19 protein-coding genes are annotated in these 21373 nt (G+C 75.9%); 9 read left to right on the top strand and 10 right to left on the bottom strand.

The window, feature by feature from the left end:
* Positions 1-98: 98 nt before the first annotated feature.
* From GGQ55_RS25375 to GGQ55_RS25365, 3 genes are read right to left on the bottom strand one after another with little or no spacing between them, the layout of a single operon-like run.
* Complete coding sequence (locus tag GGQ55_RS25375; RefSeq protein ID WP_179721620.1) at positions 99-317, bottom strand: hypothetical protein; 219 nt, start codon at positions 315-317, stop codon at positions 99-101.
* A 12-nt stretch (positions 318-329) separates the two neighbouring features.
* Entirely contained in the window at positions 330-1724 is a 1395-nt protein-coding gene (locus tag GGQ55_RS25370) for a wax ester/triacylglycerol synthase family O-acyltransferase (protein ID WP_179721618.1), read from the bottom strand.
* Positions 1725-1741: 17 nt separating this feature from the next.
* Positions 1742-2278, bottom strand: coding sequence for a hypothetical protein (locus tag GGQ55_RS25365; protein WP_179721616.1), 537 nt, complete (start codon positions 2276-2278; stop codon positions 1742-1744).
* Between the two features lie 115 nt (positions 2279-2393).
* Here GGQ55_RS25365 and GGQ55_RS25360 point away from each other — a divergent pair, with 115 nt between their 5' ends.
* Genes GGQ55_RS25360 through GGQ55_RS25350 form a run of 3 tightly spaced genes read left to right on the top strand, consistent with a single transcriptional unit; the run spans position 2394 to position 7973 of the window.
* Complete coding sequence (locus GGQ55_RS25360) at positions 2394-3815, top strand: serine hydrolase domain-containing protein (protein WP_218859444.1); 1422 nt, start codon at positions 2394-2396, stop codon at positions 3813-3815.
* 25 nt (positions 3816-3840) lie between these two features.
* Complete coding sequence (locus GGQ55_RS25355) at positions 3841-6882, top strand: HAD-IC family P-type ATPase (RefSeq protein ID WP_218859443.1); 3042 nt, start codon at positions 3841-3843, stop codon at positions 6880-6882.
* Entirely contained in the window at positions 6879-7973 is a 1095-nt protein-coding gene (locus GGQ55_RS25350) for an acetate/propionate family kinase (RefSeq protein ID WP_179721612.1), read from the top strand. Before GGQ55_RS25355 ends, GGQ55_RS25350 begins: the two co-directional genes overlap by 4 nt.
* Here GGQ55_RS25350 and GGQ55_RS25345 read toward each other — a convergent pair.
* Positions 7966-10383 carry a phosphoketolase family protein gene (locus GGQ55_RS25345; RefSeq protein WP_179721610.1) on the bottom strand — a complete coding sequence of 806 codons (2418 nt, stop codon included), beginning with the start codon at positions 10381-10383 and terminating at the stop codon, positions 7966-7968. The genes GGQ55_RS25350 and GGQ55_RS25345 overlap by 8 nt on opposite strands.
* A gap of 187 nt (positions 10384-10570) precedes the next feature.
* Here GGQ55_RS25345 and GGQ55_RS25340 point away from each other — a divergent pair, with 187 nt between their 5' ends.
* Positions 10571-11236, top strand: coding sequence for a response regulator (locus GGQ55_RS25340; RefSeq protein ID WP_366490233.1), 666 nt, complete (start codon positions 10571-10573; stop codon positions 11234-11236).
* Between the two features lie 13 nt (positions 11237-11249).
* Here the strand turns inward: GGQ55_RS25340 and GGQ55_RS25335 are convergent, their stop codons facing one another.
* The gene (locus GGQ55_RS25335) at positions 11250-12968 is read right to left on the bottom strand and encodes a sensor histidine kinase (RefSeq protein ID WP_179721608.1); all 1719 of its coding nucleotides are present in this window, start codon (positions 12966-12968) and stop codon (positions 11250-11252) included.
* A 64-nt stretch (positions 12969-13032) separates the two neighbouring features.
* Positions 13033-13413 (bottom strand): pyridoxamine 5'-phosphate oxidase family protein, encoded by a 381-nt coding sequence (locus GGQ55_RS25330; protein ID WP_179721606.1) that lies wholly within the window; start codon positions 13411-13413, stop codon positions 13033-13035.
* 185 nt (positions 13414-13598) lie between these two features.
* Between GGQ55_RS25330 and GGQ55_RS25325 the strand changes: the two genes are divergently transcribed.
* Entirely contained in the window at positions 13599-14096 is a 498-nt protein-coding gene (locus GGQ55_RS25325; RefSeq protein ID WP_366490230.1) for a universal stress protein, read from the top strand.
* A 7-nt stretch (positions 14097-14103) separates the two neighbouring features.
* Here the strand turns inward: GGQ55_RS25325 and GGQ55_RS25320 are convergent, their stop codons facing one another.
* The 3 genes from GGQ55_RS25320 to GGQ55_RS25310 all read right to left on the bottom strand — a co-directional run bounded on the left by GGQ55_RS25320 (position 14104) and on the right by GGQ55_RS25310 (position 15997).
* A complete protein-coding gene (locus GGQ55_RS25320) occupies positions 14104-14646 on the bottom strand; it encodes a flavodoxin domain-containing protein (RefSeq protein WP_179721604.1) in 543 nt (180 codons plus the stop codon).
* The gene (locus GGQ55_RS25315) at positions 14643-15263 is read right to left on the bottom strand and encodes a CBS domain-containing protein (protein ID WP_179721602.1); all 621 of its coding nucleotides are present in this window, start codon (positions 15261-15263) and stop codon (positions 14643-14645) included. Before GGQ55_RS25315 ends, GGQ55_RS25320 begins: the two co-directional genes overlap by 4 nt.
* Before the next feature lie 146 nt (positions 15264-15409).
* Entirely contained in the window at positions 15410-15997 is a 588-nt protein-coding gene (locus GGQ55_RS25310; protein ID WP_179721600.1) for an Rv1733c family protein, read from the bottom strand.
* Positions 15998-16104: 107 nt separating this feature from the next.
* Between GGQ55_RS25310 and GGQ55_RS25305 the strand changes: the two genes are divergently transcribed.
* Entirely contained in the window at positions 16105-16776 is a 672-nt protein-coding gene (locus GGQ55_RS25305; RefSeq protein WP_179721598.1) for a hypothetical protein, read from the top strand.
* On the opposite strand, the gene GGQ55_RS25300 is transcribed toward GGQ55_RS25305, so the two are convergent.
* On the bottom strand, positions 16748-17749 hold the full coding sequence (locus GGQ55_RS25300) for an Acg family FMN-binding oxidoreductase (protein WP_179721596.1): 1002 nt from the start codon (positions 17747-17749) through the stop codon (positions 16748-16750). The genes GGQ55_RS25305 and GGQ55_RS25300 overlap by 29 nt on opposite strands.
* Positions 17750-17929: 180 nt before the next feature.
* Between GGQ55_RS25300 and GGQ55_RS25295 the strand changes: the two genes are divergently transcribed.
* The 3 genes from GGQ55_RS25295 to GGQ55_RS25285 are packed head-to-tail and all read left to right on the top strand — an operon-like array spanning position 17930 to position 21363.
* Positions 17930-19420 (top strand): DUF4389 domain-containing protein, encoded by a 1491-nt coding sequence (locus GGQ55_RS25295; RefSeq protein ID WP_179721594.1) that lies wholly within the window; start codon positions 17930-17932, stop codon positions 19418-19420.
* A 25-nt stretch (positions 19421-19445) separates the two neighbouring features.
* On the top strand, positions 19446-20357 hold the full coding sequence (locus GGQ55_RS25290) for a universal stress protein (RefSeq protein ID WP_179721592.1): 912 nt from the start codon (positions 19446-19448) through the stop codon (positions 20355-20357).
* A 7-nt stretch (positions 20358-20364) separates the two neighbouring features.
* The gene (locus GGQ55_RS25285) at positions 20365-21363 is read left to right on the top strand and encodes a zinc-dependent alcohol dehydrogenase family protein (protein ID WP_179721590.1); all 999 of its coding nucleotides are present in this window, start codon (positions 20365-20367) and stop codon (positions 21361-21363) included.
* Positions 21364-21373 lie beyond the last annotated feature (10 nt).

The following is a 21373-nucleotide window of genomic DNA, read 5'->3' as shown; positions in this document are numbered from 1 at the left end:
GTCCGCCGGGCACCCAGCCTCGCCGTCCCGGCTGCCGGGCGACTGCTGGAAGAGGTCCCGAAACGCCCGTCGAACGTCCGTGCCCCGCGGGTCGTTGGTCACCCCGCCGGCGAGTGGACGCTCCAGGCCGTGGTCACGAGGACGTCGTTCCACATGTCGAGGATCCGGTCGAGCCGCGCCCGGCACTCGTCCACCCGCTGCCGGGATGCCGGGGAGTCGTCGGCCAGGAAGGCCCGCCGCGCATCGGCGAGCTCCAGTCGGGCCAGGTCGAACTCCAGCTGGATGCCGTCCTCGAGACTCTCGGGATCGCCGTCCACGGTGCACCTCCGCTACAGGTGGCTCTCCGCGATCCTCCCGCTCTCGCGGTGCGCCTCCCAAGGGGTTTGCGCGGCCGGGCCGAGGAGAGCCGCCAGGTCCCGGCGCAGCCCCCCGGCCAGGACGTCGAGATCGGCCACCGCCTCCCGGTCGACGGTGAGCATGATCCCGAGCCGCCCCGCGTAGGACAGCGCACCGATCCCGACGGGCACGGTGCCGACCAGGTTGAGCAGCGGGAACACCTCGAGCACCCGTGCGCCGGCGAGGAACACGGGCTCCGTCGGCCCCGGTACGTCCGCGGTCTCCACGTTCACCGGCCGGCGGGCCATGAGCTTCAGCAGGACCAGCGAGACCAGCCGCCCGTGGAAGAGCGTCGCGAGCGAGGGGCGGCGGCGCGCCTTGCGACGGGTGGTCTCCGCCGCGATCGCCTCGAGCCGGGCGACAGGGTCCGCCGTCCCGACCGGCAGGGGCACGACCATCTGGCCGATCAGGTTCCCGCGCGCCCGCGCACGCGAGCCCCGCGGCCGCAGCGTGACCGGCACGAAGACGCGTACGACCAGGTCGTCGGAGAGCTCGCCCCGGGCGGCGAGCAGTGCCCGGAGCCCGCCCGCGGTGACGGTCAGGAGGACGTCGTCGACCGTCGCGCCGTGCGCTGCCGCGAGCGCCGTGACCTCGGGCATGTCGGCCCGGGCCAGCGCCAGGCGGCGTTCGGCGCCGACCACCCGGTTCAGGGTCGTGGTCCGCGCGCCGTCGTCGGCCAGCAGCTCCTGGAGCTCGCCCCGGACGGTCCCGAGGGTGCCGAGGGCGGCGCGCGGGTGCCCGAGCGCAGAGCCGGCCCGCCGGATCCGTGAGCGCAGGTCGTCGATCAGCAGCTCCCGTGCGCTCGGCGCCGGCGCGGGTGTCCAGGGCGGAATCGTCTCCCGCGCGCCGGGGGCGTCGAGCAGCGCGCCCATCGTGGCGACCCCCGCGATGCCGTCCGCGACGACGTGGTGCAGCCGGACGAACAGACCCACGCGCCGGTCCGGCAGGCCCGGGAGCACCCACATCTCCCACAGCGGCCGGGCGCGGTCCAGGCGCCGCCGGCGCAGGGCCGCCACGCACTCCAGCAGCTCGGACTCGTCCGGGTGCGCCGGCAGCGGCGCGACGCGCACGTGGGCGTCGATGTCGAACCGCGGGTCGTCCACCCACAGCGGCCGCCCCAGCCCTCGTCGCGGCGTGACCAGGAGCTGCCGGAACCGGGGAACCAGGTGGAGCCGACCGGCGATCACCCGGCGGAGGTCGTCGATGCGCACCGCCCCCGACCCGTCGAGCAGGTCCGCGCCGTCGAGCACGAGGAGAGCGCCGATGTCCTGCGGCCAGACCCGGTCCGGCCACAGGACGAGGCGGTCCTCCGCCGTCAGCCGCTGCACCGCCGGATCCGTCGCCCTCACCCCGCTCGCGGCCGGGGGAGCCCCCCGTCCGCCGGGACGACCTCGGGCCGGTCCGGAACGGCCGCCGCTGCGCGGCGTCCGGCGCGGCGTTCGGCGCGCAGCAGGAGCACCAGCGCCGGGAGCACGAGGACGACGTAGACCGCCTCGAACCACCCGAACAGCCACAGCAGCGCGTGGAAGGCGATCGCGGCGGCGTAGCCGAACTGCGTGCGGCGCCCGCCGCTGAGGACCAGCACGCCGACCGTCGCCTCGAACAGCACCAGCAGCCCGATCAGGACGACGTGGTGGGCCGGGACGACCGCCTCCCAGGCGTCGGTCACCCAGCCGAAGGGCGACGGGTCGGCGAAGCCGCTGTAGTCGTTGCCGAGCAGCAGCTGCACGAGGTTGAAGACGGCGCCGCCGACGAGCATGAGCACCCCCACGGCGACCCGGCCGACGACCATGGCCCGGCGGCTGCGGCCGGCGAGCACGGCGGAGACCAGCGCGACGAGGAAGCACGCCGACCACAGGACCGGCCCGATCACCGTGAACACGCACCGATCCCAGCCGCGACCGGGCAGGCGGAGGAGAGCCCAACGCCCCGTGTGACGAGGGCCGCTCGCCTCCTGTGCCTGCCGCGCGCCGGCGCCACCGTGGGGCGTGCCCGAGATGGATGCTCGTGAGCTGTCCGCCGCGGTCGCCGGGATCCTCGGCCGCCACCCGGCCGTGGGGCTGGCGCTGGGCGTCGTCCGCGGCGGCACCCTGGACTTCTTCGTCGGCCACGGTCTCGCCGATGACGTGACCGGCCGGCCGGTCACGGAGGACACGGTCTTCCGGGTCGCCTCGATCACCAAGACCTTCACCGCGATCGCCGTCCTGCAGCTGGTGGAGCAGGGCCTGGTCGACCTCGACGAGCCGGCCAACGCCTACCTGCGGACCGTCCAGCTGGTGCACAAGGGGGAGGCCCGACGGCCGGCCACGGTCCGGCACCTGCTCACCCACACCGCCGGCATCGGCGAGGAGGTGACCCGCTCGGCGATGTTCCGCCGGGACTTCGGCGAGAGCGTCCCGGCCGGGCAGCCGGTGCCGGCCCTCGCGGAGTTCTACCGGGGCCGGGTGCGGCTGGCCGCCGAGCCGGGCACGCGGTTCCGCTACGGCAACCACAGCCCCGCGCTCCTCGGCCAGCTCGTCGAGGACGTGAGCCGCGAGCCGCTCGGCCGCTACCTGCGCGAGCAGGTGTTCCGGCCGCTGGGGATGACCGACACCGACCTCGACCCTCCGGCCCAGGTGCGGGCGCGGCTGGCCACCGGGTACCGGCTGGGCCGGCGCGGCGCCCGGGCGGTGCCGCTGCGCGAGTTCGTGACGGCCGGTGCCGCGAGCGCCTACTCCACTCCCCGGGACATGGCCCGGTACGTCGCGGCGCTGCTCGGCGGGGGCACCAACGAGCACGGCACGGCGCTCAAGCCCGACGGCGTCGCCGAGATGTTCGCCCCCCAGTACCGGCCGGACCCGCGCATCCCGGGGATGGGCCTCGCCTTCTTCCGCGGCGAGGCCGGCGGTCGTCCCGTCGTGGAGCACCAGGGAGTGATGCCGGGGTTCGACTCGCAGGTCTTCCTCGCGCCCGACGACGCCGTGGGCATCGTGGCCTTCACCAACGGCACGCGGCAGGGTGGCTTCTGGCTCCCGAGCGAGACGGGGCGGTTGCTCGACGACCTGCTCGGCGTCCCGCACGCCGGCATCCGCGGCGACGTGCCGCACCACCCCGAGATCTGGGCCGATCTCCGTGGCCTGTACGTCCTGCCCGGTCCGCTGTCCGACGTGCGGATCCGGGGGGCGTTCGGCGCGGGGTTCGACGTCGTCGTCCGGAAGGGCCGGCCGCACCTGCGGATGCTGAGCCCGGCCGGGGCAGCCGTCGGCGCCCTCCCGCTGCACCCCGACGACCCGGCCGACCCGTACGCCTTCCGGGTCGACCTGATGCGGGACGGACTGGTGACCGTGAGGGTCGTCTTCAGCCAGGACGGGCTGGGCCGGACGACGGCGATGCACCTGGACCTGATGCCGATCACGGCCGTCAAGCGGTCCGCCGGCTGAGGCGGCTGCCGGAGTGGACAACGCGGTGCTCCCGGCCGCGCCCGTCGAGGCGCGCAGGGCCGGCGAACCGCCCGGCCCTCTCTGGCGGCGCTGGCTGGTCGCGGCCACGCTGGGGGAGACGCTGGGGTTCCTGGTCCCGGTCCTGGTCTCCGTCCTCGGGGGCGACGGGCTGCCGGAGGGGCCGCGGTTGCTCGCCTTCGCCGTGGCCGGTGCGGGCGAGGGGGCGGTGCTCGGCATCGCCCAGAGCCGGGTCCTCGGCGGCGTGCTGCCGGGTTTCCCGGCCCGCTCGTGGACCGCGCGCACCGCCCTCGCCGCCGCTCTGGCCTGGGTGCTCGGCATGACGCCGAGCGCGGCCGGGGACGGCTGGCAGGACTGGCCGGTCCCCGTGCAGGTGGGCCTCGCCGTGGCCGGCGGGCTGACCCTGCTGCTCAGCATCGGCGTCGCCCAGTGGACCGTGCTCCGGTCCCTCGTCCCGGGAGCCGCGCGCTGGATCGGCTGGACGGCGCTGGCCTGGCTCGCGGGCCTCGCCGTCTTCACGGCGGTGGCCACGCCGCTCTGGCAGCCGGGTCAGGCGGCCTGGCTGATCGCGGCGATCGGCGCGCTGGCCGGGTGCCTGATGGCGCTGACCATGGCGGCGGTCACCGGCTGGGGGCTGCTGCGGGTGCTGGCCGGCCGGCCCGCGCCGGTGGCCGACGCCGGGCTCCCGGTCCGGGCCGTCGCCGAGCGGGAGACGCCGCCGTCGGGGCTGACCGGGGCCGAGGTCGCCGACCGCGTCGCGCGAGGCCTGTCGAACGCCTCGAGCGTGCGGACCAGCCGGTCGCTCGGCCAGATCGTCCGCGCCAACGTGTTCACGTTCTTCAACGGCCTGCTGGCCGTGCTGTGCGTGGTCGCGCTGGCAGCCGGCCCGTGGCAGAACGCCCTGTTCGGCGGGGTCGTGGTGGCCAACGCCGGGATCGGGATCGTCCAGGAGCTGCGGGCCAAGCGCACCCTGGACCGGCTGGCGGTGCTCACCGCGCCGCGCGTGCGCGTCCTGCGGGACGGCGCGGAGGCCGAGGTGGCGGTGGCCGACGTCGTCCTCGGCGACCTGCTCGACCTGCGGGCGGGCGACCAGGTCCCGGCCGACGGTGCGGTCCGCACGTCCGGGGGCCTCGCGGTCGACGAGTCCCTGCTGACGGGCGAGGCCGAGGCCGTCGCCAAGGCCCCCGGGGATCCGGTGCTGTCCGGCTCGATCGTCGTGTCCGGCGCCGGCCGCGTGCAGACCACGGCAGTCGGGGACGACGCGTACGCCGCCCGGCTGGCGAGCGAGGCCCGCCGCTTCACGATGACCTACTCGGAGCTGGTGGCCGGCACGAACCGGCTGCTGCGCTGGATCGCCGTCGTCCTGGTCGTCGTCGGGCCGCTCGTGCTCTGGAGCCAGTTCCGCAGCACCGAGAACGAGAGCTGGCGCGAGGCCGTCACCGGCACCGTGGCCGCGCTCGTCGGCATGGTCCCCGAGGGGCTGGTGCTGCTCACCACGCTCGCCTTCGGCGTGGCCGCGCTCACGCTGGCGCGGCGGCGGACGCTGGTCCAGGAACTGCCGGCTGTGGAAGCGCTGGCGCGGGTCGACGTCGTGTGCCTGGACAAGACCGGCACGCTCACCCACGGCGACGTCCGCTTCGACGACTGGGTGCCGCTCGACCCCCGCTGCGAGCCCGCGGCGCGTGCGGCGCTCGGGGCGCTGGTCGCCGCCGACCGCGCGAACGCGACGGCCGCCGCCCTCGCCGGCGAGTTCCCCCCGCCGTCCGGGCCACCGGGGACGGTGGTCCCGTTCTCGTCGGCCCGGAAGTGGTCGGCCGTGCAGACCGGCGACGGCGCCACCTGGGTGCTCGGGGCTCCCGAGATGGTGCTCCCCGACGCCGCAGCCCGCGGGCGGGCGGACGCGCTGGCCGCGGAGGGGCGCCGGGTGCTCCTGCTGGCCCGCTCGCCGCACCCGCCCGGGACCGGCGACGGCGACGCGCACCTGCCGACCGGCCTGACGGCGGTCGCGCTCGTCGTGCTGGCCGAGCGGATCCGGGAGGACGCCAGGGAGGTGCTCGGGTACTTCACCGCGCAGGGCGTCGCGCTCAAGGTCCTCTCCGGGGACAACCCCCGCACCGTGGGCGCGGTCGCCGCTGCGGTCGGCGTCCCCGGGGTGTCGGGGGCCGCCGACGCCGTCGACGCGCGGACCCTCCCGGAGGACGACGGCGCGCTCGCCGCCGCGATGGAGCGGGGGAGCGTCTTCGGCCGGGTCACGCCGTACCAGAAGCGCGCGATGGTGCGAGCCCTGCAGCGCTCGGGGCACGTGGTGGCCATGACCGGCGACGGCGTCAACGACGCCCTCGCCCTCAAGGACGCCGACATCGGCGTGGCCATGGGCACCGGGGCGCCGGCGACCCGCGCCGTGGCCCAGCTGGTGCTGCTCGACGGGCGGTTCGCCCACCTGCCCGACGCCGTCGCCGAGGGCCGGCGGGTCATCGCGAACATCGAGCGCGCGGCCAACCTGTTCCTGACCAAGAACGTCTACTCGCTGGTGCTGGCGCTGGTCACCGTGGTCACGGCCGTCGCCTATCCGCTGGCACCGGTGCAGCTGACGCTCATCTCCGCGGTCACCATCGGCGTCCCCGGCTTCGTCCTGGCGCTGGGCCCGAACCGGCGCCGCTACCTGCCCGGCTTCCTCGCCCGGGTGCTGCGCTTCTCCCTGCCGGTCGGCCTGATCACCGGGATCGCGGCCTACACCGCGTACGCGGTCACGCGCTGGGCCGACCCGGGGGCCGGCGTGAGCGGTGCGCGGACGACGGCCACCCTGGTCGTCCTCGTCGTCGCCTTGTGGACCCTCGGCATCCTGGCCCGGCCGCTCACCGCCTGGAAGGCGGCCCTGATCTGCGCCATGGTGGGCGTCGTCGTCCTGGTCCTGGCCGTGCCGGCACTGGCGGAGGGGGTGCTCCTGCTGCGTCTGTCGCCCGCGGTGCTCGCGCTGGCCGCCGCCGTCGGGGCGCCGGCCGCGGCGCTCGTCGAGCTGGCGACCCGGCTCTCGGGACGCCCGGCGTGAGGCTGCTGGTCGTCAACGCCGGCTCGAGCAGCCTCAAGCTGTCGGTCCTGGAGGACGACGGGAGAACGGGCGCCGAGCGCACGCTGCAGCCGTGGCAGGGGGCGGACGAGCCCGCGCCCCTGGCGGACTTCCTCGCCGGCTGCGGCTCCGTCGACGCCGTCGGGCACCGCGTGGTGCACGGAGGTCCGCGGTGCGACGGCCCGGCGGTCGTCGACGAGGACCTGGTCGCCTACCTGGGCTCGATCAGCCACCTCGCGCCGCTGCACAACCCGCGCGCGCTCGCCGGGATCGCGGCGACGAGCGCCCTGCTGCCCGGCGTGCCGCAGGTCGGCTGCTTCGACACCACCTTCCACGCGACGCTGCCGCCGGCAGCCCGGACGTACGCGGTGCCGCGGGAGTGGAACGCCCGGTGGGGGCTGCGGCGCTTCGGTTTCCACGGGCTGTCGCACGCCTGGGCGGTGCGTCGTGGCGCCGAGCTCGTCGGCCGACCTCCGGAGAGCCTGCGGATCGTCTCCTGCCACCTCGGCGCGGGCGCCTCGCTGGCCGCCGTCCGGAACGGCCGGTCGGTCGACACCACCATGGGGTTCACACCGCTGGCCGGCCTGGTGATGAACACCCGGCCGGGCACGCTCGACCCCGGTCTCCTGCTGTGGCTGCTCGAGCAGGGCGGCCTGCCCCGCACCGAGCTGGCCGACGTGCTCGAGCACGGCGCCGGGCTGAAGGGGCTCTCCGGGACGTCGGGCGACCTGCGCGAGGTGCTCGCCGGGAGGGCGGCCGGGAACCCGGACTGCGCGCTGGCGTTCGACGTGTACGTCCACCGGCTCGTGCGGGAGATCGCCGCGATGACCGCGGCCACCGGCGGGCTGGACCTGCTCGTGCTCACCGGCGGCGTGGGCGAGCACGCGGCCGTGCTGCGGGCCTCCGCCGCGCACGGACTCGCCCACCTCGGGGTGGCGCTGGACGACGAGCGCAACCAGGCGACCACGGGGGACGCCGACATCAGCGCTCCCGGGGCGGTCGTGCGCACGGTCGTCGTCACCGCCCGGGAGGACCTGGAGATCCGCCGTCAGGTGCTGGGTCTGCTCAGCTGACCGACCAGGTCCAGTCGCGGACGTCGGGCAGGTCCTCCAGCGCCTCGACCACGTACGCCCGGTGCCGCGCCAGCTGCTCCCGGCAGAGCCGGGCGAGGCGGTCGCCGCCTTCCGGGACCCGCCGCGAGCGCCTCAGCGCCTCCAGGACGAGGTCGTAGCGGCTCATCCGGTTGAGCACGACCATGTCGAACGGCGTCGTCGTCGTCCCGTGCTCGGTGAAGCCGCGCACGTGGAAGCGGTCGACGTCCGGCCGGCCGTGCAGCAGCGGGTGGATCGCCCGCGGGTGCCCGTGGAAGGCGAAGACGACGTCGGCGGTGTCGGTGAACAGGTCGTGGAAGCGCGACTCGGTGAACGCCGCGGGGTGCTCGCCGGGCGGCAGCAGGCCCATGAGGTCGACGACGTCCACGACCCGCAGCCGCAGGTGCGGCACGTACTGCCGCAGCAGCTGCGCGGCGGCCAGGACCTCCAGGGTCGGCACGTCGCCGGCCGCGGCGAGGACGACGTCGGGCAGGTCGGCGCGGGAGCGGTCGGGGTCCTCGGTGCCGGCCCACTCCCAGACGCAGCCGCCGCCGGAGACGAGCGTCCGCGCAGCCTCGAGGTCCAGGTACTGCAGGTGCCGCTGCTTGTCGACGACGATCAGGTTGAGCTGCCCGCGGCTGCGCAGGCACTGCTCGGCGACCACCAGCGTGCTGTTGGCGTCCGGGGGGAACCAGATGCGCGTCACGTCCGGCGCGAGCGGCGCCACGGTGTCGATCAGCCCGGGACCCTGGTGGGAGAACCCGTTGTGGTCGTTGCGCCAGGTCGTGCTGGTCAGCAGCACGTTGAGCGACGGGACCGGCGTGCGGCCCGGGTGGTTGCGGGCGGTCTGCAGCCACTTGGCGTGCTGCACGATCATCGACGCGCTCACCATGGCGAACGCCTCGTAGGTGGCGAACAGGCCGTGCCGGCCGGTGAGCGTGTAGCCCTCGAGCCAGCCCTCGCACAGGTGCTCGCTGAGCACCTCCATCACCCGGCCGTCCGGCCCGAGGGAGTCGTCGCCCGGCAGCACCGGCAGCTGCCAGCAGCGGTCGGTCACCTCGAAGACGGCGCCGAGCCGGTTGCTGTTGGTCTCGTCGGGGGAGAACAGCCGGAAGTCCCCGCCGCCGTCGGGCCGGCCGGTGCGCAGGAGCACGTCCCGCAGCAGCTCGCCGAGCGGCCGGGTGGTCTCGTGCCGGACCACACCCGGGCCGGGCACGTCGATCGCGTAGTCCTCCAGCGGCGGCAGCGGCAGCGGGCGGACCCGGAACCGCGGTCCGCCCGCCCGGGTGCTCGCGGAGATGCGCAGGTCGCCGTCCGGGACGAGCGCGGCCAGGTCGGGGACCAGCCGGCCGTCGTCGGTGAAGCACTCCTGCGGGCGGTAGGACAGCAGCCACCGCGACAGCTGGGCGAGGTGGGCGGGGTCGTCGCGGACCCCGGCCAGCGGGACCTGGTGCGAGCGGAAGGTCCCTTCCACCGGGACACCGTCGACCTCCTGGGGCCCCGTCCAGCCCTTCGGGGTGCGCAGCACGATCGCCGGCCAGGCGTGCGCCGGGCCACCGTCCCCGTCGCGGGCCCCGGCCTGGAGCTCCCGGATGGTCGCGTGCGCGTGGGTGAGCGCCGCGTCGAGAGCGCGGAACACCGGCTCCGGGTCGTCGCCGGCGACGACCACCGGGTCCCAGCCCTGGCTGCGCAGGTAGGCGCAGACGTCCTCGTCGGAGGTGCGGCCGAGGATCGTCGGGCCGGAGATCTTGTAGCCGTTGAGGTGCAGGATCGGCAGCACCGCGCCGTCGCGCCGCGGGTTGAGGAAGGCCGGCAGCCGCCACGAGCCGGCCAGCGGCCCGGTCTCGGCCTCGCCGTCCCCGACGACGCAGACGGCCAGCAGGTCGGGGTCGTCGAAGACCGCACCCGCGGCGTGCACCAGCGCGTAGCCGAGCTCGCCGCCCTCGTGGATGCTGCCCGGGATGTGGATGCCGGCGTGGCTGCTCACGCCGCCGGGGGTGGAGAACTCCCGCACCAGGCGGGTGAGCCCCGCGAGGTCCCGGCCGATCTCGGGACGCACCTCGCTGTACGTGCCGTCGAGGTAGGCGCCGGCCAGGACGGCGGGGCCGCCGTGGCCGGGGCCGGTCACCAGCAGCGTCTCGGCGCCGGTGCGGCGGATCAGCCGGTTGAGCAGCGTGTAGATCATCGTCAGGCCGGGACTGGTGCCCCAGTGGCCGAGCAGCCTCGGCTTGATGTGCTCGCGGCGCAGCGGCTCGCGCAGCAGCGGGTTGTCGAGCAGGTAGATCTGCGCGGCCGTGAGGTAGTTGGCCGCCGCCCAGAAGCGCAGGTCCAGCGCCAGGTCCTCGGGCGGGCCGTCCGTCGTGGTGCCGGGCCGGGCTGCGGTGCTCGTCATGGGGCGGGGCCACCTCCTCGTCTCGATGGGCTCACCGTGCCGAGCCGGCACGGCCGCCGTGAGGGTCGGAGGAGGGGACGAGGCGTGCCCGGACGTCCCCCTCGTCGGGACGTTGGGCCCTGCACCCCGCCGGGGTCGGTCGTCCTAGCCTGCGGGGGACGGCGGGAACGGTGACGGGAGTGCACGGGTGAGCGACGACGGACAGGCGCCGATCAAGGTCTTCCTGCTCGACGACCACGAGATCGTCCGGCGCGGCGTCGCCGACGTGCTGGAGAGCGACCCGGGCCTCACGGTGGTGGGGGAGGCGAAGAACGCCGCCGAGGCGCTGGCACGGGTGCCGGCGCTGCGTCCGGACGTCGCCGTCCTCGACGTGCGGCTGCCGGACGGCGACGGCGTCTCCGTCTGCCGCGAGCTGCGCTCGAAGATGCCGGACCTGCGGGTCATCATGCTGACCAGCTACAGCGACGACGAGGCGCTGTTCGAGGCGATCATGGCCGGCGCCTCGGGCTACCTGCTCAAGCAGATCCTCGGCCAGGACCTCGTCAGCGCGGTCCGGACCGTCGCGGCCGGCGGCTCGCTGCTCGATCCCACGGCCACCACCGCCGTGCTGGAGCGGATGCGCCGCGCCGCCGAGCCCGCCGGGCCCCTGGCCAAGCTCAGCGACCAGGAGCGCACCGTCCTGGAGCTGATCGGCGAGGGGCTGACCAACCGGCAGATCGGCGAGCGGATGTTCCTCGCGGAGAAGACCGTGAAGAACTACGTCTCCCACCTGCTGGCCAAGCTCGGTCTGGAGCGCCGCACGCAGGCCGCCGTCCTGGCCACCGAGCTCCGCGGCGGCGCGGGCGGTCGCTGAGCGCGCAGCCCGGTCACGCCAGCGGCGACGACCAGCGCAGCCGGGTGCCGCCCTCGGGCAGCGGCTCGACCGAGATCGCGCCGCCCCGCTTCTCCGCCCGCTGCTGGAGGTTGCGCAGGCCGCTCCGGGCGGCGTCGGGATCGAGGCCGCGGCCGTCGTCGACGACCTCCAGGACGACGCCGTCGGCGACGTCGAGGGTCACCGTGACGTGGTCACCCCCGGAGTGCCGGGCGGCGTTGCTGACCCCTTCCCGGACGACGGCCTCGACGTCGGCGGCCAGCGCCCCGGTGACCAGGCTGTCGACGGCGCCGGACATGCGCACCGAGGGCTGCAGGTCGCCGGCGGTCGCGGTGACGATGTCGAGCAGCCGGCGGCGCAGGCTGTCGCCGGCGTCCGCGTCGTCGGTCGAGTGCAGGTCGAAGATCGTCGTCCGGATGTCGCGCACCGTCTCGTCGAGCTGCGCGACGACGAAGGAGATGCGCTCGCGCACCTGCGCGTCCTGCACGCGGGGGAGCACCGCCTGCAGGGCGAGACCCGAGGCGAAGACCCGCTGGATCACGTGGTCGTGGAGGTCGCGGGCGATCCGGTCGCGGTCGGCGTAGACGTCGAGCTGGTGGCTCAGCAGCTGCCGGGCCGCCATGTCCAGCGAGGCGGTGGCCTGGTCGGCGAAGGCGGTGACCAGCGGCAGCACCGACTCGTCGAACGGGGCGGCGCCGGCCCGGCGGCAGGCGATGACGACGGCGCCCTCGGCGTGCGTGCCGCGCAGCGGGATCGCGATGCAGGGACCCCACCCGCCCGCCGGGTCGCGGTCGTCGAACTCGAGGGTGGACAGGTCCAGGGTGATCACCTTGCCGGCGGCCTCGACCGCGGCCAGCACGGGGCTGGTGGCCGCGGACCTGCGCTCGCCGGTCAGGTCGCGCGCGCCGCGGCGGCTCTGGGCCGCGATCGTGTACGTCCCGGTGCCGGGCTCGGGTCCCCGGAGCAGCCAGGTGACGTCGGCCTCGGTCAGCTCGGTGAGGCGGTCGGCGATGAGGACCAGGGCGGCCCCGGCCGACGGCGCGTCCAGCAGGACGGCGCGGACGTCGGCGATGGCCGCCAGCCAGCGGCGGCGTCCCTCGCTCTCCTCGTACAGGTGCGCGTTGTCGATCGCGATGCCGGCCGCGCCGGCCAGGGCGGTGAGCACCGCCTCGTCCTCCGCGGTGAACTCGCCGTGGCGCTTCTCGGTCATGTAGAGGTTGCCGAACACCTCGCCGCGGACGAGCACCGGAACGCCCAGGAAGGTCCTCATCGGCGGGTGGTTCGGGGGGAATCCCACCGACGAGGGGTGCGTGCCGAGGTCGCGGATCCGCAGCGGGTAGGGCTCGGAGATCAGCTGCCCGAGCACGCCCTTGCCCTCGGGCAGGTGCCCCATCCGGGCGGCCAGCTCGTCGTCGACCCCGACGTGGATGAAGGCGGCCAGGCCGTCACCGCCGTGGCGCAGCACGCCGAGGGCGCCGTACTGCGCGTCGACGAGCTCGCAGGCGCTCTCCACGATCCGGCGCAGCGTGCTCGGCAGGTCCAGTCCCGTGGAGACGCTGAGGAAGGCGTCGAGCAGGTTCTGCACGCGGGCCTGGGCGCGGGCGACCGAGGCCAGCCGGTCCTGCACCTCGTCGATCAGCTCGGTCAGGCGCATGCCCGACAGCGGCGAGTCCTCGCGGCCGCCGATGTCGGTTCGCCCATCCCGACCGGGCATCGTCCTGGTCCCTCCCACGGCGACCGTGCCACTGGTGATCATCCCGTGCAAGGGAGCCCGTGGATCACCCGAGCGGCGGCGCGCACGTCCGCCAGCCCCGGACGAGCCCCTGGTGGACGGCGATGAGGCAGAGGTCCGGCCGGGGCAGCCCACCGAGCACCCGGGACGGGCCGATCACGGTCACCGTCCAGCCGGTGCGCGCGATCGCGTCGTACGCGTCGGCCTCGAACGCCACCACCGAACCGCGGACCGCGCCGAGCAGCGGGCTCCCGGGGGTGGCCGGGATCAGCACCTCGTCGCCGTCCAGGGAGAAGGAGACGGGACGGACGACGGGCAGCGCGGCCTGGGTGTAGGCCAGCCGGCCGATCGCGGTCGTGGCGAGCAGCCGCAGGCAGTCCTCGCGGACGAGCGCCTCGTGGCGCCGGTCGGGGTCGGTCGTCGGCACCTGTCCACACCCCCGGGTCGCGGTGCCGGGGGCACCGTGGGTTCGATGCGTCGCCGGGCCTGCTCCCGGAACTCTCAGGTCGCCCCCGGTAGTTGTGGCAGGGACGGAGGTCCTGACCTGCGCCGCGTCGGCCCCTGCCGGTGGCTCCCGGCGCGGCGGAGGATCCCCGAGGACGAGGAGGAGCCGTGGGAACCGAGGTCCGCGAGGCCGTGGAGATCGCCGGTGGCGTGCTGGTCGGGCACGACGGCTCGGAGTGCGCGCAGCAGGCGCTGCGCTGGGCGGCCGGCCTGGCGGCGCGGGCCGGCCTGGACCTGCACGTCGTGCGGGCGTGGGGGATGACCACCGCGCCCCGGCCGGCGTCCTGGCAACCCGGTTACGTGCCGCCGCTCACCGACTTCGAGCAGGCCGTGCAGGCCGAGCTGGACGGCTGCGTGACCGCTGCCGGCCTCGATCCCGCCGTCCGGGTGCACAGCCACGTGCTGCACCGGCCGCCGGCCAAGGGGCTGATCGAGACGGCGAAGGGAGCCGACCTGCTGGTCGTGGGGGCCCGCGGCAGGGGCGGCTTCTCCGGCCTGCTGCTGGGGTCGGTCAGCGACCAGTGCGTGCACCACGCGCCCTGCCCGGTCACCGTGGTCCGCACCGGGGCGCACCGGCCGCTGCCCGCCGATCCCCGGAGCGGCTGAGCCGCGCTCAGACCTGCCCGGCCGGCACCTCCGCGGTGACCGCCGCGGCGATGTCGCGGCCCCAGGCGGCGATCCGGTCCCAGTCGCGGAAGTCCCCGAGCGGGGCGCGCATGGCGGTGACCATGGCGCGCTCGCCGAACGTCAGGCGGTCCTTGTCCAGCCGTCCGGGGAAGACCCGGTGCTCCCGGGCGCCGGTGAGCGCCGCCATGGGCGCGGCGTCGTGCGGCTCGTCGGGCGGGAAGGGCGGCTCGCCGATCGGCCCGCTGGAGAACAGCCACACGGGTCGGTGGCGCAGGGTGTCGGCGTAGAGAGTGGCGTACTGGCGCGCCTCCTCCAGCCATCTGCCGGCGTAGACCGCGCTGCCCAGCACGACGCCGTCGAACGAGGTCGGCGTCGGCCGCTGGTGGGCCGGCACGGCGATGGCCGACAGCCCGGCGGTGCGCCCGGCCGGGCAGTCGGCGGCCGCCCGCGCGAGGGCGGCGGCGATCTCCGCGGTGGACCCGTGCTTGCTGGCGACCACGACCAGGAGGCGCGGGGGGTTCGCCGTCATCGCGGACCGGCCGGGACGGGGAGGACCGGGACCCGGACGTCCACCACGCCGGCGACGCTCGCCGCGAGCGCCCGCAGCGCCCGTTCCTCGACGTCGCGCGACACCTGCGGTGCTCCGCGGGTGCGCCGGATCGTGACCATGCCGTCCGCGACGTCGACGGTCCAGGAGTCGAGGTCGCCGGTGTACTCCTCGACCCGCCGCAGGAGCTCGGCGCGGATCTCGGGGTCCGGTCGCACCAGGGTCCGCAGGACGTCGCGGCGGCTGATGATGCCGACCAGCCGCCCGTGCTCGAGCACCGGCACGCTGCGCAGCCGGTCGTCGACGAACAGGCGGGCCACGTCCGCGACGTCGGCGCCGGCGTCGACGGTGCGCACGGGGCTGGTCATCACCCCCTGCACCAGCAGGGACGGCGCCGACGCGACCGGCTGCTCGTCCCGGCGGGCGTGCAGGCGCGGGTCGCGCGGCAGCCGGTCGCGCAGCACGTCGGCCTCGGCCACGATGCCGACGACCCGGTCGTCGTCCACCACAGGCAGCGCGGCGAACCCCCGCTCGGCCATGACCTCCGCCGCGTACTTGGCGGAGGTGGCCGGCCCGACCGTGACCACCTCGCGTGTCATGACGTCGCGTACCCGCACGGCGCGCCCCCCTCGTCCTCGGTGCGCGATCCCGCGCACGGGAACGACGCTAGGGACCTCGGGGGTCCGGGACCAAGGGGTCTCCGGGCGGGCTCTCCCGGGACTTCCGCCCCTGCTCGGGAGGAGGTTCAGCGGAACCGGCTGACCCACAGGGGCTCGACCGACGCCCAGCCCTTCTCCCAGCCGCGGACGCGTCCCCGCTCCAGCAGCCAGACGACGACGAGGTGGCTGGTCATCCCGGCGATGACCACGCCCAGGCCGACGAGCACGCCGATGACCACGGCCTGGCCGACCACCTCGCCGTCGGTGAGCGGCCGCTCGGTGCGCCGGCCGTCCGCGTCGACCCAGATGTCGACGGTGGAACCCGCGCGGGCACCGGGTCGGGCCTCGACGTCCCCGGTGCGGGCGCCGCCGTCCGGTGCCGTCCACCGGGCCGAGGTCGGCACGGTGACGGCGTCCGAGCCGCCGTTGCCGGCGTCGGCCAGCAGGGTGGCGGTCTCCATCGTGCGGGTCGCGGCCTGCTGCTGCTCCACCGCGGTCACCGCGGTGGAGGCCATCGCCCCGGCCAGCAGGCCGAGCGGCACGGCGAGCAGCAGGGCCAGGGCGAGGACGACGCGCGAGGCGAACTCCGCCCGGTCCGACGCCCGCTTCAGCGGACCCGAGCCGAGGGTGAACCGGCGGCGCAGGGTGCGCCCGGGTTCTCCGCGACTCGCCACCGAGCCAGCCTGTCGGCGTGGACGGGCAGGCGGAAAGGGAGGAGGTCCCGGCGAGGCGAGACCTTCGCAACTCACCAGGACTCTGTCGCGACGCCCACGGTTCTGCTATGGCCCTCCCGACGACCCGGCGCGGCTGGACCGAGATCGCCGTCGGCGCGGCGCAGGTGCTGGCCGCGCTGCTCACGGCGCCGCTGCTGCGGCGCCGGTACAACCGCTGGGGCGCGCTGCCGCACGAGGTCGGGGCCGCGCTGCCGGGCGACGAGCTGGTGCCGGCCCCGCGGCTCGGCTACACCCGGGCGATCACCGTCGACGCACCGGTCGAGGCGGTCTGGCCGTGGCTGGTCCAGATCGGCCAGGGACGCGGCGGGCTCTACAGCTTCGACGCCCTGGAGAACCTGTTCGGGTTCGACCTGCACAGCGCCGACACGATCCGGCCGGACCTGCAGGAGCCGGCGGTGGGCGAGCGCATCCGGCTGGCCGCCACCGAGGGCGCGCCCGCCTACGAGGTCGAGCGGATCGACCCGCCGACCACTCTGGTGCTCCTGGGCGGGGAGCCGGCCGGACCGCGCATCACGTGGCAGTGGCAGCTGCGGTCCGTGGGCGGCGGGCGGCGGACCCGGCTCCTGGTGCGCCAGCGGCTGGACCACCCGCCGTCGCAGACCGTCCTGTGGCGCCTGGTGGAGCCGGTCGCCTTCGTGATGGAGCAGCGGATGCTCCGGGGCCTCGCGCGCCGGGCCGAGGGGCGCGCGCTCACGCCGAGCGGACGACGACCTCGCTGACCAGGCGGCGCGGGGTCTCCGGGGTCGGGGCCGCGTGCCCGATCCGCAGGATCAGCTGCGGGTGGGCGTCCCAGGCCAGCGCCGAGCGCAGTTGCGTGCGGGTCAGCGGCACCTCGATCAGCTGCGTGAACGGGCTGGCCGCCCAGCCGAGCGCGGTGAGCTCGAGCAGGACCCGCTGCATGGCCTCGCCGCACTCCAGCCACGCGCGGGAGTCGTCGGTCGGGGTGGCCAGGACGACGAGCGTCCCGTCGACGCCCGAGGCGGTCTCGGCGGGGAGCCCCCCGGCGCCGCTCGTGTCGAAATCCCGCAACGGCAGGTCGTCGTGCTGCCGGCCGTCGACCTTCGGGACGGCGGCCGCGGGCACGCCGTCCCGGTCCTCGGGCCGGCGGTTCGTCCAATGCCGCAGCTCGGCCCGGTAGCCCGGTTCGGCCGCCTGCAGGCGGTCGGCCTGCTGCGTCAGCCGGGCGAGCAGCCGCCGGTGCGTCTCGCGCAGCACCGGGACGAGCAGGGCACCCTCCGCCGCGGCCCCGGCGGCGAGGCCGCGCAGCACCTCCTCAGGCACCTCGCCAGGGAGGAAGGCCCGCCGGTTGGTGCGGCGCAGGGGGACCGCCGGGGCGAGGGCGGCGAGCGCGGGATCGGGCGTGGCAGCCGCGCACCGCACCACCGCCAGCAGGTCGGGGTCGGCCGGGTCCGGGAGCCGCTCGACGTCGGCGTCCCAGCCCTCGGCGGCCAGTCCCACGCGGATCGTGAACAACGCCGCGCCGACGCTCTGCACGAGCTCCCGGCCGGTCGGGTCCAGGGCCGTGAGCTGGCGCGAGCGGTCGGCCCGGACGACGAGCCGGTCGTCGCGCAGCCCGAACAGCCACGGCTGCGTGTTGTGCACCGAGGGCGCCAGGACGGCGAGCCGTGCGCTCCGCTCGAGCGCCGCGGCCACGCCCGTCGGCGTGGACGCGGTGGGGACGAACCGGGACATCGGCGCTCCTCGATCGGTGCTCCTCGCACCCTCGCTCCGAGGGCCACCCGCGCGCGCGGGGCCAGCGGTCCCTCGGCGCAGGACCTAGGTCCGTGTCCGCCCGGCGCCGGCTCTCGGGAGCCTCGACGCAGCGGAGGCACCGGGCACTCGCCCGTCCGAGCCGCCGAGGAGGAGGTCGAGATGACCGAGAGCCGGCCGACCTACCCCGTCCGCGTCGACGCCGCGGTGGATCCGCAGGTGTCACGGGCGCTGTGGCTGGTCAAGTGGCTGCTGCTGGTCCCGCACTGGATCGTGCTGGCGTTCCTGTGGCTCGGGTTCGTCGTGGTGAGCGTGCTCGCGTTCTTCGCGATCCTGTTCACCGGGCGCTACCCCCGGTCGCTGTTCGAGTTCAACGTGGGCGTGCTGCGCTGGTCGTGGCGCGTGCACTACTACGGCTACGGCGCCAACGGCACGGACCGCTACCCGCCGTTCAGCCTCGCCGACGTCCCCGACTACCCGGCCCACTACGAGGTGCCCTACCCCGAGCGGCTCTCCCGCGGGCTCGTGCTGGTGAAGTGGTTGCTGGCCATCCCGCACTACGTGGTGCTGGTGGTCTTCATCGGCGGCGGGGCCTGGCTGACGACCCGGGCGAGCAACGACGGGTGGAGCAGCGGCTGGGGCTGGGGCGGCCTGGTCGGGCTGCTGGTGTTCATCGCGGCCGTCGTCCTGCTGTTCTCCGGCCGGTACCCGCGGGCGCTCTACGACTTCGTCCTGGGCATGGACCGCTGGGCGCTGCGCGTGGCCGCCTACGTCGGCCTGATGACCGATGCCTATCCGCCGTTCCGGCTGGACATGGGTGGTCCGGAACCCGGCGCGGTCCCGGCCACGCCGATCCCATCGCAGCCCCTGCCGACGGGGGCGAGCCGGCCCGGCTGGACCGCGGGCCGGGTCATCGCCCTCGTGATCGGTTCGCTGCTGCTGTTCGCCGCCGCCGGCACCCTGATCGGCGGGGGGACGCTGCTCTGGGCCGACCGCACCCAGCGCGAGGCCGGGTACCTCTCCACCCCCGCGGCGCTGGTCCGGTCGGACGGCTACGCCGTGACCACCGAGGGCTTCCGGCTCGAGGGCGCCGGGTTCGACTGGGCCGTGGACAACGTCCTCGGCCGCGCGCGCATCGAGGTCAGCCCCGTCGGCGGCAGCGGGCCGCTGTTCGTGGGCATCGCGCCCACCGCCGCGGCCGACCGGTACCTGGACGGGGTGGCCGTGGGCTCCCTCGAGGACCTGAACCTGCGGTGGGACGGCACCCCGGCCGACAGGTGGACGACGGTCGAGCACGCCGGCGGTGCCCCGGCCACGCCGCCGACGGAAGCGGGGATCTGGACCGACTCGTCCAGCGGCCCGGGCACGCAGGTGCTGACCTGGCGGCCGACCGCGGGGAACTGGACCGTCGTCGTGATGCGCGCCGACGGGACCGCCGGGGTGAGCGCCGACGTGCGGGCCGGCGCCACGCTGCCGGGTCTGCCGTGGATCGCCGGCACGATCCTGGGCGTCGGCGTCGTCCTCCTGGTGATCGGTGGTCTGCTCGTCGCGCTCGCCGTGCGCCGCGCGGCGCAGCCTCTCTACGTCGAGGTGCCCACCTCCGGTGGCCCGCCCGCGCCCGCCGAGCCGCAGGCGGCCGGCACGCGGACCTAGGTCCTGCGAGGGGAGAGGAGTCGCCGTGGGGACGACGAAGCAACGGGTGGTCGTCGGGGTCGACGGTTCGGCGGGGGGCCGGCTGGCGCTGTCGTGGGCGCTCGCCGAGGCGGTGCGGCGCGACGCGGACCTCGAGGTGCTCGCCGCCTTCCCGGTCGACTTCTACTGGACCGACGCCTACCTCGTCGACCGCGACCAGGTCGATGCGCTGCGTGCGGACACCGAGGCCCGCGCCCGCGCGCTGGTCGACGACCTGCGGTCGCAGGTCGCGGGGGCAGCGGACCTGGCGGTGGACGTGGTCGTCTGCGCGGGGGCCCCGGCGGCGCACCTGGTCCAGCGCGCCGAGGGCGCCGGCCTGCTCGTCGTCGGCAGCCGGGGCCGTGGTGCCGTCCGGAGTTCCACGGCCGGCTCGGTGGCGCTGCACTGCGCCGCCCACGCCCGGTGCCCGGTCGTGGTGGTGCACCCGGCGGCCGTCGCCGCGTCCGGCCCGGGCCGCGTGGTGGTCGGGCTCGACGGCTCCGACCACGCCCGCGCCGCCCTGACCGCGGCGGTCGCGGAGGCGGCCGTCCTCGGGGCGGACGTCGAGGCCGTGGTGGCCCACGAGCCGCCCAACCACTGGAGCGACCTCTACGCCGTCGTGGCCCCGCCGGCGGGGGAGTCCGCCGAGCACGCGCAGCGGCGGGGTGCGGCGATCGTGCGCGAGGTCCTCGGGGCCGAGGCGCCCGCCGTCCACGTCGTCGCGGTCGAGGGGCACCCGGTGCCGGTGCTCATGGACCGGGCGCAGGGCGCCTCGCTGCTCGTGCTGGGCAGCCGCAGCCGCAACCAGCTGGCGGGCGTGGTGCTCGGTTCGGTCGCCCTGCACGCCGTGATGCACGCACCGTGCCCCGTGCTCGTCGTCCATCCCTCTCGCGCCGCCGTCGCACCGGCCGCGGGCTGAGGTCGCCGTGCGGGCCTGGGTGGTCGAGACGCCGGCGCCGATCGACGCCGGTCCGCTGCGGCGGGTCGAGCGCGAGCTGCCCTCACCCGGTCCGGGCCAGGTGCGGGTCCGGGTCCTGTGCTGCGGGGTCTGCCGCACCGATCTGCACCTGGCGGAGGGTGACCTGCCACCGCGCCGGCCGCGGGTCACGCCGGGGCACGAGGTGGTCGGCGTCGTGGACGCGCTCGGCCCGGCCGCGTCGCGGTTCGCGGTGGGGGAGCGGATCGGCGTCGCCTGGCTCGGGCACACCGACGGCAGCTGCCGCTACTGCCGCCGCGGCGACGAGAACCTGTGCGCCGCGCCGCTGTTCACCGGCTGGGACGTCGACGGTGGCTACGCCGACGCCTGCCTGGTCGACGAGGCGTTCGCCTACCGCTTGCCGGAGTCCCTGGCGGACGAGGCGGCGGCCCCGCTCCTCTGCGCCGGGATCATCGGCTACCGCGCCCTGCGGGCCGCCGCCGTCCCGCCGGGCGGGCGCCTCGGCATCTACGGCTTCGGCGGCAGCGCCCACCTGACCGCGCAGGTGGCCCTCGCGCAGGGTCTGCGGGTGCACGTCCTCACCCGGGGTGAGCACAACCAGGCGCTGGCGAAGGAACTCGGCGCCGACTCCGTGGGCGCAGCGACCGACCCACCGCCCGAGCCGCTGGACGGCGCCGTGCTGTTCGCGCCGGCCGGGGAGCTCGTGCCGGTGGCCCTGCGCGCGCTCGACCGGGGCGGCACGCTCGCCGTGGCCGGCATCTGGCTCTCGACGATCCCCGCGCTCGACTACGCCGCGGAGCTGTTCGAGGAGCGGCGGCTGCGCAGCGTCACCGCCAACACCCGGCGCGACGGCGAGGAGTTCCTCCGCCTCGCCGAGCGGCTGGGGGTCCGCGCCACCACCACCGCCTATCCGATGGCCGACGCGCCGCGCGCGCTGGCCGATCTCGCGCACGGCCGCTTCGGCGGCGCCGCCGTCCTGGTCACCTGAGGAGGGGTCG

It is taken from the genome of Petropleomorpha daqingensis (assembly GCF_013408985.1).
In the GTDB taxonomy this organism is placed as follows: domain Bacteria; phylum Actinomycetota; class Actinomycetes; order Mycobacteriales; family Geodermatophilaceae; genus Petropleomorpha; species Petropleomorpha daqingensis.
Note: the sequence above shows the minus strand (reverse complement) of the source record. Positions and strands in the feature narration are given on the sequence as shown.

Coding starts and splice junctions, on each gene's coding strand:
- GGQ55_RS25320 (WP_179721604.1), bottom strand. CDS start 14,646: ATGACGGCGAACCCCCCGCGCCTCCTGGTCGTGGTCGCCAGCAAGCAC.
- GGQ55_RS25360 (WP_218859444.1), top strand. CDS start 2,394: ATGGATGCTCGTGAGCTGTCCGCCGCGGTCGCCGGGATCCTCGGCCGC.
- GGQ55_RS25335 (WP_179721608.1), bottom strand. CDS start 12,968: ATGCCCGGTCGGGATGGGCGAACCGACATCGGCGGCCGCGAGGACTCG.
- GGQ55_RS25300 (WP_179721596.1), bottom strand. CDS start 17,749: ATGTCCCGGTTCGTCCCCACCGCGTCCACGCCGACGGGCGTGGCCGCG.
- GGQ55_RS25305 (WP_179721598.1), top strand. CDS start 16,105: ATGGCCCTCCCGACGACCCGGCGCGGCTGGACCGAGATCGCCGTCGGC.
- GGQ55_RS25315 (WP_179721602.1), bottom strand. CDS start 15,263: ATGACACGCGAGGTGGTCACGGTCGGGCCGGCCACCTCCGCCAAGTAC.
- GGQ55_RS25295 (WP_179721594.1), top strand. CDS start 17,930: ATGACCGAGAGCCGGCCGACCTACCCCGTCCGCGTCGACGCCGCGGTG.
- GGQ55_RS25345 (WP_179721610.1), bottom strand. CDS start 10,383: ATGACGAGCACCGCAGCCCGGCCCGGCACCACGACGGACGGCCCGCCC.